Annotated in this window: 10 protein-coding genes and 1 riboswitch; of the genes, 5 read left to right on the top strand and 5 right to left on the bottom strand. The window is 45.6% G+C overall.

The window, feature by feature from the left end:
- Window positions 1-445: 445 nt before the first annotated feature.
- Window positions 446-928, bottom strand: a complete 483-nt coding sequence (gene greB / locus AB4274_RS17200; protein ID WP_017062470.1) for a transcription elongation factor GreB — start codon at window positions 926-928, stop codon at window positions 446-448.
- A gap of 178 nt (window positions 929-1106) precedes the next feature.
- Here greB and ompR point away from each other — a divergent pair, with 178 nt between their 5' ends.
- Together ompR and envZ are read left to right on the top strand one after the other, a co-directional pair.
- On the top strand, window positions 1107-1826 hold the full coding sequence (gene ompR, locus AB4274_RS17195) for a two-component system response regulator OmpR (RefSeq protein WP_008218409.1): 720 nt from the start codon (window positions 1107-1109) through the stop codon (window positions 1824-1826).
- A 153-nt stretch (window positions 1827-1979) separates the two neighbouring features.
- Window positions 1980-3275 carry a two-component system sensor histidine kinase EnvZ gene (envZ, locus tag AB4274_RS17190; RefSeq protein ID WP_372112710.1) on the top strand — a complete coding sequence of 432 codons (1296 nt, stop codon included), beginning with the start codon at window positions 1980-1982 and terminating at the stop codon, window positions 3273-3275.
- 93 nt (window positions 3276-3368) lie between these two features.
- On the opposite strand, the gene recG is transcribed toward envZ, so the two are convergent.
- The 4 genes from recG to gmk all read right to left on the bottom strand — a co-directional run bounded on the left by recG (window position 3369) and on the right by gmk (window position 8916).
- The gene (recG, locus tag AB4274_RS17185; RefSeq protein WP_017062468.1) at window positions 3369-5447 is read right to left on the bottom strand and encodes an ATP-dependent DNA helicase RecG; all 2079 of its coding nucleotides are present in this window, start codon (window positions 5445-5447) and stop codon (window positions 3369-3371) included.
- Between the two features lie 287 nt (window positions 5448-5734).
- Complete coding sequence (gene spoT, locus AB4274_RS17180) at window positions 5735-7861, bottom strand: bifunctional GTP diphosphokinase/guanosine-3',5'-bis pyrophosphate 3'-pyrophosphohydrolase (protein ID WP_372097570.1); 2127 nt, start codon at window positions 7859-7861, stop codon at window positions 5735-5737.
- Between the two features lie 39 nt (window positions 7862-7900).
- The gene (gene rpoZ / locus AB4274_RS17175) at window positions 7901-8173 is read right to left on the bottom strand and encodes a DNA-directed RNA polymerase subunit omega (RefSeq protein WP_009848003.1); all 273 of its coding nucleotides are present in this window, start codon (window positions 8171-8173) and stop codon (window positions 7901-7903) included.
- A gap of 119 nt (window positions 8174-8292) precedes the next feature.
- Complete coding sequence (gene gmk / locus AB4274_RS17170) at window positions 8293-8916, bottom strand: guanylate kinase (protein ID WP_371724910.1); 624 nt, start codon at window positions 8914-8916, stop codon at window positions 8293-8295.
- Window positions 8917-9264: 348 nt separating this feature from the next.
- A riboswitch (purine riboswitch) is annotated at window positions 9265-9364 on the top strand.
- Window positions 9365-9422: 58 nt separating this feature from the next.
- On the opposite strand from gmk, the gene AB4274_RS17165 reads away from it, so the two are divergent.
- From AB4274_RS17165 to AB4274_RS17155, 3 genes are all read left to right on the top strand, one after another.
- Window positions 9423-10793 (top strand): NCS2 family permease, encoded by a 1371-nt coding sequence (locus AB4274_RS17165; protein WP_017062465.1) that lies wholly within the window; start codon window positions 9423-9425, stop codon window positions 10791-10793.
- 221 nt (window positions 10794-11014) lie between these two features.
- The gene (locus tag AB4274_RS17160) at window positions 11015-11440 is read left to right on the top strand and encodes a phosphate-starvation-inducible protein PsiE (RefSeq protein ID WP_017062464.1); all 426 of its coding nucleotides are present in this window, start codon (window positions 11015-11017) and stop codon (window positions 11438-11440) included.
- A 310-nt stretch (window positions 11441-11750) separates the two neighbouring features.
- Window positions 11751-11963, top strand: a complete 213-nt coding sequence (locus tag AB4274_RS17155; RefSeq protein WP_004735656.1) for a cold-shock protein — start codon at window positions 11751-11753, stop codon at window positions 11961-11963.
- Window positions 11964-12225: the final 262 nt, after the last annotated feature.

Here is a 12225-nt window from a genome sequence, read left to right as displayed (position 1 = left end):
TTGTGGGCGTATTTCTCACCTGAAATGTTTTTTAAGACTATCTAGGAAACACGGCCATTTGCCGTAATATTTAACTTGTCGACAGGGAGTTGGCAGGAACAGGAAAAAGCCTAATGGACTAGGTATCTTCAGGATGAAGATTTGATTACTTAGGATGAGTGGTCAGCAAGGAAGTGATAATCTCTGGATGAGATTCGCCAGTCAGGATGACAGGCTAGAATGGACACCGCTAGGATGGCGATGAACAAAAAGGAAATTGGTTAAAGGATTTAGCCACTATCAAGGAAAGATGCAGGGAGCACCTTATCTCGAAGAGATAAACAGTAGCCGGATTGCTGCGATAGAGACTTAACCCCGCTAGGCGAAAGCCTTGCGGGGTTTTCTTTTATCTGGAGTTTGGGTTTGCTGAACACTCAGTTTATCGCTAAGTGTTTATTAAGTTTGGTTATTCGTTGTCTGCGTAGCGAATCGAGTTAATGAACCACTCTTTGTCGCCTTCCGGTGTTTTTACCGTAAACTCGTCATCTACTTCTTTCTTGAGCAGAGCTCTAGCCATTGGTGAGTCGATAGAGATATAGCCTTTAGCATCGCCGTAGATCTCTTCTGGGCCGACAATTCGAAACTTCTTAATTTCCCCATCATCATTCTCAATTTCGACCCAAGCACCGAAAAATACCTTACCTTCTTGTTGTGGCGAGTAATCAACGATCGTGACATCAGGTAGGAACTTTCTTAAAAAACGCACTCGGCGATCGATCTGACGAAGTAGACGCTTATTGAAGGTGTAATCTGCGTTTTCTGAGCGATCTCCAAGGCTTGCCGCCCAAGTGACTATCTTAGTAATTTCAGGGCGTTTCTCGTGCCATAAGTGGTCATGTTCTGCTTTGAGCTTGTTATAACCTTCTCGAGTAATAAGTTTGGTTTTCATAAATCTGACTTAATGAAATGATGATCTAAGATAGAATATATAGAAAGGCAACATACGTTAACAATTATTTAGGCGACTTTTTCTCCAATAATGTTACATTTTTAATGTCTTATACCAATATACAATTTACCAAGAATGCTTAACCTTAGGTTTAAGCTTTAATAGGTGGAACCATTACATGCAAGAAAACTACAAAATTTTAGTGGTCGATGACGATGCTCGTTTACGTGCACTGTTAGAACGCTATCTGTCAGAGCAGGGCTTTCAAGTGCGTAGCGTGGCAAACAGTGAGCAGATGGACCGCCTGTTAACCCGTGAAAATTTTCACTTGATGGTATTGGATTTAATGTTGCCGGGCGAAGATGGTCTATCGATCTGTCGTCGTTTACGAAACGCAAACAACTCGCTACCAATCCTGATGCTTACAGCAAAGGGTGATGAAGTGGATCGCATTGTGGGCTTGGAAGTGGGTGCTGATGATTACCTGCCAAAACCATTTAACCCACGTGAACTGCTTGCTCGTATTAAAGCGGTACTGCGTCGCCAAGTCATTGAAGCGCCGGGCGCACCAAGTACAGAAGAGTCTGTGGTTGAATTTGGTGAATTCCGTTTGAACCTAGGTACTCGCGAAATGTTCCGCGGTGAAGAGCCAATGCCGCTTACTTCGGGTGAATTTGCGGTTCTTAAGTCCTTGGTAACGAATGCTCGTGAGCCAATGTCTCGCGATAAGCTGATGAACATGGCTCGTGGCCGTGAGTATTCAGCAATGGAACGTTCTATCGATGTTCAGATTTCACGTCTGCGTCGTCTAGTTGAAGAAGATCCAAGCAAACCTCGCTACATCCAAACGGTGTGGGGCTTGGGTTATGTATTCGTTCCAGATGGCAAAGCTGTGTAATTCAGCTTAATAAGCTCTACAGTAGCTTTATCGATTCTGTGAATCTTACGGGTCATCTCATTAATATGCGATGGCCCGTTTTCTATTCAGCACAATGGTTTAGAGTTATAGTCATATAACACTTTCTTTATCTTTCTACATCTCGGGTACCCCATGCGTATACGTAGCTCCTTTACTCAGTCGATAGTGCTTTTCTTAACGCTATTGGTCGCTAGCCAAATTTTTTCTTATTACGCGGTGTTTAACTATGCGTTGATGCCAAGTTTGCAGCAGTTTAATAAGATTTTGGCTCACGAGCTAAACCTGGTATTGGACCAAGGCAGTGATATCGAGATCGATGCGCCATTGCGTCAGCGTGTGCTTGAACAGCTCGGGGTAACCGTTCACGCCAAGGGCAGCGAAGCGGCGGGTGAGTATTACCACGCCGTTGCGATTGACTTGATGAGCGAGGAGATGACCAAAGAGCTGGGTTCTGAAACCGAAGTGCGGCTGATCTTGGGGAAAGAGAGTTATGTACTGTGGATGGACATTGCGCAGTTACCCAACTCTTTAATTCGTATTCCGTTATCAGAGCTGCAAGAAGAGGATTTTGCACCACTGTTTCGTAACAGTCTGATCATGGCGCTGTTGATTGTCGCAGGTGGTTGGCTGTTTATCCGATTGCAAAACCGTCCGTTGATTGCGCTGGAGAAAGCCGCGCAAGGTGTCGGGCGAGGTGATATTCCACCACCCCTGCCAGTACAAGGTGCGCAAGAGATTCGTTCAGTAACCCGAGCCTTTAATCAGATGTCGAAAGGTATCCAAGAACTCGAAGAAGACCGCGCTTTGTTGATGGCAGGTATCAGTCATGATTTACGTACTCCGTTAACGCGTATTCGTTTAGCGACTGAGATGATGTCACCAGAAGACAGTTACTTAGCGGAAGGCATCATCAGTGATACTGAAGAGTGTAACGAGATCATCAGCCAGTTTATGGACTACTTAAAACCCGTTGATCGAGATTCATTCCAAGCGGTGTTTGTTGACGATATTGCTCGCGAGGTTTCTAGCTCTGAAGGTGGATACGAAGTGCAGATTGAAACTGATATTCCGGAATCAATGAAGCCCGCGCTTGGTAACCCAATTGCGATGAAGCGTGCGGTGAGTAACTTGGTAGTAAATGCGCTGCGTTATGGTAATGGTTGGGTCAAAGTGTCTACCGGCATGACGGCGGATAATAAACTTGCTTGGGTAACGGTAGAAGATAATGGTCCAGGTATCCCGCAGGATCAGATCGGGAAGTTGTTTGAACCGTTCACGCGTGGTGACACGGCTCGTGGTAGCGAAGGAACGGGCTTGGGCTTAGCAATTGTGAAACGTATTGTCAGCCAACATCAAGGTGCGGTAGTCGTGAATAATCGTAGTGAAGGTGGCTTAAAAGCGCAGATCAGTTTCCCTGTTAAGCCCTAGAACTGAAAGTTTACTAGCACTAAAAAGGCTTCCTTGAGGAAGCCTTTTTTACGTTTGAATACGGTCTCAGTGTTAACTATGCCTTAGTGTTAACTACGCCTTAGAGTAAACATCGCGTTCACCCAACCAACGGTTGATGATCGCCTTAGCATTGTCTGGGTAGCTATCGTGAATATGACGCGCAATACGCTGCACTTCAGGTATCAAACGTTGGTCACGAATTAGATCGGCGATCTTGAAATCAGCCAAGCCAGTTTGTTTGGTACCGAGCAATTCACCGGGGCCACGGATTTCTAAGTCGCGCTGTGCAATCACAAAGCCATCGTTACTTTCACGTAGCACACCTAGGCGTTTCTGAGCGGTTTTAGACAGCGGAGAGTGATACAACAATACACAATGACTTGCGACCGAACCTCGGCCGACACGGCCACGCAGTTGGTGCAGTTGCGCTAGGCCAAGACGTTCTGGGTTCTCGATGATCATTAAGCTCGAATTCGGAACATCCACGCCCACTTCAATCACGGTTGTCGCAACCAATAGATGCAGCTTGTTCTCTTTGAACTCTCTCATCACCGCCTGTTTCTCGGCGGGTTTCATTCGGCCGTGCACCAAGCCAATTTTTACATCTGGTAGTTTGCGTTGCAGCTCTTCTGCAGTGTCGGCCGCGGCTTGCGCTTCTAATACTTCGGATTCATCAATTAGCGTACATACCCAGTAGGCTTGTTTGCCTTCATTGAGACACGCATTACGCACCCGTTCGACAATATCATCGCGCTTGGTATCAGGAATTGCCACGGTTTGAATTGGGGTTCGTCCCGGTGGCAGTTCATCAATAATCGAAGTTTCGAGGTCGGCATAGGCCGTCATTGCTAACGTTCGTGGGATTGGGGTAGCGGTCATGACCAACTGATGTGGGTAGTAGCCTTGCTTTGCGCCTTTCTCACGTAGCTCTAATCGCTGGTGGACACCAAATCGGTGTTGCTCATCAATGATCACTAAACCAAGGTTTTTGAACTCGACATGCTCTTGGAACAGGGCATGAGTACCGACCACCATTTGCGCTTCGCCACTGGCAATACGTGTTAGTTCAGTTTCACGAGCTTTGCCTTTGAGCTTACCTGCTAGCCATCCAACTTGAATACCCATTGCCTCAAACCAGTTGGCAAAGTTAATCGCGTGTTGTTCTGCGAGTAGTTCAGTGGGTGCCATAAGTGCTACTTGTTGACCGTGTTCCAATGCGCGAACCGCCGCCAGTGCAGCGACTAAGGTTTTACCAGAGCCCACATCACCTTGCACTAAACGCATCATAGGATGCGGCTTTTCCAAGTCAGCTTCGATCTCTTTGGTCACTCGTGCTTGGGCATTGGTTGGTGAAAACGGCAGCTGAGCCAGTAGCTTATCTTTAAGGGTGTTTACTGGAGGAAAAGGCATTGCCTTGTCTTGCTGCCCTTTGCTACGAACAGACAACATAGACAGGTTTTGAGCCAGTAACTCTTCCATAATTAGGCGCAGTTGCGCAGGGTGCTTGCCTTCATCAAACAGCTCTAGGTCAATGCCCGGGGGCGGCCTGTGAATGGTATGCAGTGCTTGTGCGAGGGTAATTTGGTGGTCGTATAAACCTGATGGGAGAAGCTCGTTAACTGCGGCCTTGTCGATTAGCTCTAAGGCTTGATCGGTAAGATTACGCAGCGTGACTTGTCTTAGCCCTTCGGTGGTTGGGTACACCGGAGTCAGATTGGCTTCAACGTCTGGCTGTTGCCTCGGCGCAAAGAATTTGTAGTCAGGGTGGACGATCTCAAGCCCCATATTACCGCGCTTGATCTCACCATAAGCATGCACTTGTTTGCCTTCGGCAAAGTTATTCTTCATGCCTGCAGTGAAGTTGAAAAAACGCAGTGTAATAGTGCCATTACCATCACTGATCTTTACCGCCAACATCTTACGTTTACCGAAAATGGTATCGACATGCATGACCTTGCCTTGTACTGCAGCCCAAAGGCCAGCGTGCAGTTTTACGATTGGGTAGATGCGTGTTCGATCTTCGTATCGTAAAGGTAGGTGAAACAGTAGGTCTTGTACGTTGTTAAGCCCAACCTTTTCCAGTTTCTCTGCGACTTTAGCGCCGACTCCAGATAAAGAGTTGAGAGGGATAGCAGATAAAAGCTGTGACATAACAAGGCTCATAAACGTAAGAGAGATAATCTATTCAAGCATTTTACTGGATTTTTGTACAGGATAAAGCTTAGAAGCAGATACGGGATGCGAGTAAACGAGATTCGAAGGGATTAAGAGCAGGTTCGGGATTCGGGTAATCGAGATGCGAAGGGATGAAGAGCAGATGCGGGATACGGGTAATCGAGATACGAAAAGATTAAAAAAAATGTGGAGCCAAGATGGTGAGTCACGAAGTCTTTTGCTCTTCGCATCTCGCCATCTCGAATCCCTCATCTTTACTTTGATCAGTTCTTACGACGTCTTACTTTCAGCGCGTGTGGCATCACACGTAGCTTTTTCATAATACTTGCAAGGTGAACACGATCTTTGGTGGTCAGCAAGATAGTCACTGTGTACAGGCGTCCATCACGTTCTTCGGTTGAAATACCGTGAATGTTAGAGCCTGTTTTTGAGATAACGTTAGTTAACTCAGCCAGTGCACCTTGGTGGTTCTGCAGATCAACCTGAAGTTCAGCGGTGAACTCTTGGTCGTAATCGTCAGACCATTCAACCGCCATGTATTTGTCTGGTTCTTTCTGGTAACCACGAACGTTTGGACACGTTTCACGGTGAACCACAAGGCCACGACCTGGCGATACATGGGCAATGATGTGATCATCTGGAATCGGGTGACAACAGTTAGCGAACGTCAGTAGTAGACCTTCAGCACCACGGATCGGAAGTTTCTTCCTCGGTGTGTCACTGTTGTTTTCTACTTCAGTCAGTTCGTCAGCATCACCAAGCAGACGACGAGCAATTACGATACTCATCAGCTCACCAAGACCAATCGACGCCAGTAAGTCTTCAGCGCTTTCTAGACGTAAGTCAGACAATACATGGTCAATATTCTCTTGGCCGATATCGGCAATAGAGTGTTCGCCAAGTGCATGATTCAGTAAACGACGGCCTAGCGTGATCGACTCTTCACGACGCATGGTTTTTAGAACCTGACGGATCTTTGTACGTGCGCGTGAGGTCACTACGTAGTTGAGCCATGCTGCATTCGGACGTGCGCCCGGAGCACTGATGATCTCAATAGTTTGACCGTTCTTCAGCGATTTGCTGAGTGGGTAAGGGTTCATGTCTACACGAGCACCTACACACATGTTGCCGACATCGGTATGTACCGCGTAAGCAAAATCGACCGCTGTTGCGCCCGCAGGAAGTTCGACAATGCGACCTTTCGGCGTGAACACAAAGATCTCATCAGGGAACAGATCAGACTTAACGTTTTCAATGAATTCGAATGAGTTACCTGCGCTTTGTTGCAGCTCAAGTAAGCTCTGCATCCAACGTTGTGCTTTAACCTGTGCGGTCGTGCCATTACTGCTGCGTGAGCCGTTGCCTTTGTAAGACCAGTGCGCTGCGACACCTTTGTCTGCCATTTGATCCATATCTTCAGTACGGATCTGAACCTCAACTGGCACCCCGTGAGGGCCGATCATTGACGTGTGCAGAGATTGGTAGCCGTTGGCTTTTGGTACCGCAATGTAATCTTTCATGCGGCCAGGGCGAGGCTTGTACAGGCTGTGAGCCTGACCAAGTACGCGATAACAAGTATCTGGGGTATCAACCACGACGCGGAAAGCGTAGATGTCCATAATGGTGTGGAAGCGCTGCTCTTTAGTTTTCATCTTGTTGTAGATGGAGAACAGGTTTTTTTCACGACCAAGTACGCGAGCAGGCAAACCGACCTCTTCAAGGCGGCCTTCAATTTCGCTATGGATACGTTGGATCATTTCCTTACGGTTACCACGCGCAGCTTTCACTACGTTTTTAAGTACGCGATAACGGTTAGGATAGAGGGCTTCAAAGCCCAGCTCTTCTAGTTCGGTCTTGATGTTATGAATACCAAGACGGTGAGCTAGTGGAGAATAAATCTCTAGGGTTTCACGAGCAATACGACGCTTTTTGTCAGGACGAAGTGCCCCAAGCGTGCGCATGTTGTGAGTACGGTCAGCTAATTTGATCAAGATAACGCGGATGTCTTGCACCATGGCGAGAACCATCTTGCGGAAGTTCTCTGCTTGCGCTTCTTTGCGATCACGAAATTTAAGCTTATCCAGCTTAGATACACCATCAACCAATTCAGCAACGGTATTGCCAAATTTTTCCTCTAGATCTTCTTTAGTGACATCACAGTCTTCGATGACATCATGAAGCAGAGCAGCTTGCAGGGTTTCGATATCCAGACGCATTTCTGCCAGGATTCTTGAAACAGCTACAGGGTGGATAATGTATGGTTCACCGCTTGAGCGGGTTTGCCCTTCATGGGCGTCTCTCGCTACCACATAAGATTGACGCAGAGCCTCAATTTGAGGCTCTGTTAGGTATTCTTGGGCAACGTCTTTGAGGCTATCGAATAGATACAAATTAAAGGCCCGGAAGGTTAATTAGTTCGAATGACGTTCTTAACGAGTGTGAGCGATGCTGCTTACTGCTGCAAGTTCAGCCGCTTCTTGCTCTTGTTGCTCTTGACGTTCACGAGCATCTAGTACGTCTTTAGTGATAAGACCTTCTTCAATTTCGCGAAGAGCGATAACCGTTGGCTTATCGTTTTCTTCAGGCACTAGTGAATCTTTACCGCCAGTTTGCATTTGACGTGCGCGGCGAGCCGCAATAAGAACTAGGTCGAAACGGTTGCCAACTTTTTCAACAGCGTCTTGAACAGTTACGCGTGCCATGAGGACTCCAAATAGTAATTAACTAATAAATTTTTGATGACGAGAAAGTATACAAGTTTAACTAGATACTTTCTAGATCACCGTATACTTATCTCAATAGAAAATCTAGGGGATCTAGATTATTCCGCTAATAAAGCAGTAAGCATGCCGTTGTATTTCGCTGCTTGCTTATCTTCTTTTAAGCGTTCCGCACGAATGATAGCTCTGAAGTCCATTAGGGCTGCATCAAAGTCGTCATTCACGATCACATAATCATATTCTGCATAGTGAGAAATCTCTGATTTTGCTTCGCTCATGCGTTTCGCAATAACTTCGTCGCTGTCTTGACCGCGAACATTCAAACGACGCTCTAGTTCACCATTTGATGGTGGAAGAATGAATACACTCTTCGCTTGAGGCATTTGTTCACGGATCTGACGAGCACCTTGCCAGTCGATATCTAGGAATACATCGATACCGCGGTTTAGGTTTTCTTCAATCCAAACGCGTGAAGTACCGTAGTAGTTGCCGAACACTTCAGCGTATTCTAGGAATTCACCTTTAGTAATAAGGTCTTCAAAATGATGCTTCTCTACGAAGTGGTAGTGAACACCATTTTCTTCACCAGGGCGCATACCGCGAGTGGTGTGTGAAACAGATACCTTCATTGCGTAGGTTGGATTGGTTTCTAGCATTGCTGAGATCAAGCTCGACTTACCTGCGCCACTAGGTGCAGATACGATGTAAAGAGTACCTTTGCCCATCTGTATATTTCCACTGTTGGTTGGATTGAGTGAAGGCAATAAACCTACACTTTAAAAGATAGCACTGACTCTAATTTTTGTTCCGATGGCGCATCTACTAATTGTGCCGTTGGTTACGTCTATAAAGAGATAACGAGTAAAACTAATAGAAGCAACTGGTGAAAATTAGGTCAGAAAAATGGAGGCGAAGAGTAGCATATTTAGATGATTGAGAACAACTGGCTTGATCGTTATTTATCAGCAAATGATCTTCTCAAAGATCTTTGTATAAATGTAATGACTCGTCATCGGTACTTTTTTATGTGATCTGGACAAAATTTGTTGAAGTTTTAATCTCAATCCTTACAATCCGCGCAAACGATTAAATGCTGTATATATCTAGTGATATGGACTAGATGTTTCTACTACCGAGCCTACCTTGGTGACTACAGTTTTTAGTGTAGAGACCTCTCTATTCTCACAGCATTTGAATCACCAAATTCTTAATTTATTGCAAAGGTTTTGTTGTGAGTACCGATTCCACCCTGAAAGCCCAGAACACCTCTGGCTCGCTTGATTCGATGTTTAAAATCACTGAAAGAAAAACCACGATTGGCACTGAGCTGTATGCGGGTTTCATTACTTTCTTGGCGATGAGTTACATTCTGGCGGTTAACCCAGCAATTTTGGGTGATATTCCAGGCATGGACAAAGGTGCCGTGTTTACTGCAACGGCTCTGTCTGCGGCAATCGCAACCCTAATTATGGGCATTTGGGGCAACTATCCTGTAATGCTAGCGCCGGGCATGAGTATGAACGGCTTTTTCAAAGGTCTGCTGTTAAGTGGATCTGTTGCCGTGCTTTGGAATGAAGCGCTGTTCGGTATCTTCCTATCTGGTATTTTGTACCTTGCGTTCTCATTGACCAATATTCGTAAATCGATGATTGAATCGATTCCTGAAGATTTGAAGTTGGCGATTACCGTGTCTCTCGGACTGTTCATTGCTTTCTTAGGTCTTAAGAATGCGGGCATCATCGTTTCTAACCCATTCGTATTGGTAGGCTTAGGCGACATTTCTGATCCAAAAGTGATCATCGCTTACGTGAGTATCTTCATCGCACTGGGTTGTATGGTTCGTGACATCAAGCTAGCAACGTTCATCTCATTCGTTTCTGCTATCGTATTGACGATTCTTGCTGACGTCTTCATGGGCACTTCAAACGCACCAATCCCAGAGCAGTTCATTGCTATGCCACCAAGCATGGCAGGCAGCTTCGGCGCTATCTTTGATTTCTCTGCTTTCACGCCAGAGAAAATGTTCGACCTACTGTTCATCGTACTTATATTCTTGATTGTCGATTTCTTTGATGGCTTGAGCACCATTGTCGGCGTTGGCCGTGATGCGGGCATCATCGATAAAGACGGTAAGGTGCCAAACGCGAAATCGGCTCTAGTAGCAGATGCGGGCGGTACTGTGATTGGCTCTATTCTTGGTACCACATCAATTACCGCATTCTCTGAGTCAGGTATTGCGTCTTCTCAAGGTGCGAAAACGGGCTTAGCGGCAGTGATGGTAGCAGGTTTGTTCCTAATCTCGCTATTCCTATACCCAATCTTCTCTATCTTCTCGGCTGCAATGGTTGCACCGGCGATGGTAGTAGTCGGCATCTACATGGTAGGTCGTCTTGGTCAGATCAACTGGGAAAAGAAAGAGTCACGCATTGCAGCCTTCTTTACCATCATGTTCACAGTGCTAAGCTTCTCTCCAGCGAACGGTATGGCGATGGGCTTCATCAGCTACGCATTCACAATGGTTGTGGCAGGTAAGCGCAAAGAAGTACACCCGCTTATCTACGGACTGTGTGTGGTGTTCTTAACTTACCTGATTCTGCTTTAAGGCTAATTAGTCACTAAGAAGTCGCTAAGTAAAAGACAAACAGATGGCTCTGCAGTGAATGCGGGGCCATTTTTGTATTTGTTGCTTTTTACCGTTGCTTCTTAATGTTGGTTACCGATGAGTTGATGGCGTTAGCCTAAAGTCGGTGCTTTGACAGTACGCGACTTATATTGATGCATGCTATTGTAGAGACTGGATTAATTATTTTTTGAAGAGTGACTATGCCTTCTCACTTACCTAAATCTTTTAGTAAGCCGTTTTTAAAAGTATTCCACATTATGGAAGCGGTATTGCTGGTGGCGATCACGCTCGCGACCTTGTTTGCGATGGTCGAAGAGTTCATGCATGTCTTCGCTGAACGCCGAGTGCAATTGACCGACATTCTGCTGATGTTTATCTATTTAGAAGTGTTGGCGATGGTTCAGCAGTTTGTGATGAACGGTAAGATCCCAGTGCGATACCCAATCTATATCGCGATGATGGCGATTGCTCGTTACATCACTTTGGGCATGAAAGAACTCGATGCGGTATTGATCGTTTGGTTATCTTTAGCGGCATTTATCTTAGCAGCAGCAACTCTGTTGATTCGAGTCGGTCACCATTACTGGCCATATGTCGATCTCAGAACTAAGCAGCCGGACGAGTAAATTTTTTGAGATCAAAGTCTTACAAATCAAGCCCGGCGACCTAGCTGGGCTTGAATTCAAGCCAACCGAACAAAAAAACATCAATTATTTTCAAATAAAGCTTTACAACCCGACCCAGATCACCAAGAATGGCCTCGCTCTGTTTTCAGAGTTATTAAATGAAACATCAGTTGTAAAGTAAAACCCTTAGTATTGCTTCATTGTTATTCTCAGTGTTTCCCTTGGCTTCATAGATACATTAAATAATTCAAGCTTTCAGCGCATCGCACTTTTGGCGATTAATTTTTTATTTTTATATAAGGGACACATCATGTCTAACAAAACAAACGGCGTAGTAAAATGGTTTAACGAAGAGAAAGGTTTCGGTTTCCTAACTCAAGACAACGGCGGCGCTGACGTATTCGTACACTTCCGTGCAATCGCTTCTGAAGGTTTCAAGACTCTTAAAGAAGGCCAACAAGTGTCTTTCGAAGTAGAGCAAGGCCAAAAAGGTCTTCAAGCTGCAAACGTTGTAGCTCTATAAGATTTTAAGTCGGCGCAGGTTGCAACAGCAACTTGCGTCACTTTCTCTCTCAAATTTGTTTCCCCCCTCAGTTTTACCGCAACACTCTTCTCCATTAGCAATACCCTCTCTAAGTATTCAAAAATCCTGTTTTACGTCCGTTATCTCGTTCTAACTATCGTTGTATCTGTTCTTTGCTCTAACTCAACCTTCTACGTAACAACCAGTCACTTGCTCATCCTGATTACTATTACTGTATCCATAAAAAAAAGGTTCATCGCGG

Origin of the sequence: Vibrio sp. 10N.261.55.A10 (genome assembly GCF_041470825.1) — a bacterium.
GTDB lineage: Bacteria > Pseudomonadota > Gammaproteobacteria > Enterobacterales > Vibrionaceae > Vibrio > Vibrio crassostreae_C.
The sequence above is the reverse complement of the archived record's forward strand: the minus strand, read 5'-3'. Positions and strand labels throughout refer to the sequence as shown.

What these genes read in the sequence shown, in the direction of transcription:
- greB (WP_017062470.1), bottom strand. Translation starts at nt 928, where the DNA reads ATGAAAACCAAACTTATTACTCGAGAAGGTTATAACAAGCTCAAAGCA.
- ompR (WP_008218409.1), top strand. Translation starts at nt 1,107, where the DNA reads ATGCAAGAAAACTACAAAATTTTAGTGGTCGATGACGATGCTCGTTTA.
- envZ (WP_372112710.1), top strand. Translation starts at nt 1,980, where the DNA reads ATGCGTATACGTAGCTCCTTTACTCAGTCGATAGTGCTTTTCTTAACG.
- recG (WP_017062468.1), bottom strand. Translation starts at nt 5,447, where the DNA reads ATGTCACAGCTTTTATCTGCTATCCCTCTCAACTCTTTATCTGGAGTC.
- rpoZ (WP_009848003.1), bottom strand. Translation starts at nt 8,173, where the DNA reads ATGGCACGCGTAACTGTTCAAGACGCTGTTGAAAAAGTTGGCAACCGT.
- gmk (WP_371724910.1), bottom strand. Translation starts at nt 8,916, where the DNA reads ATGGGCAAAGGTACTCTTTACATCGTATCTGCACCTAGTGGCGCAGGT.
- AB4274_RS17160 (WP_017062464.1), top strand. Translation starts at nt 11,015, where the DNA reads ATGCCTTCTCACTTACCTAAATCTTTTAGTAAGCCGTTTTTAAAAGTA.
- AB4274_RS17155 (WP_004735656.1), top strand. Translation starts at nt 11,751, where the DNA reads ATGTCTAACAAAACAAACGGCGTAGTAAAATGGTTTAACGAAGAGAAA.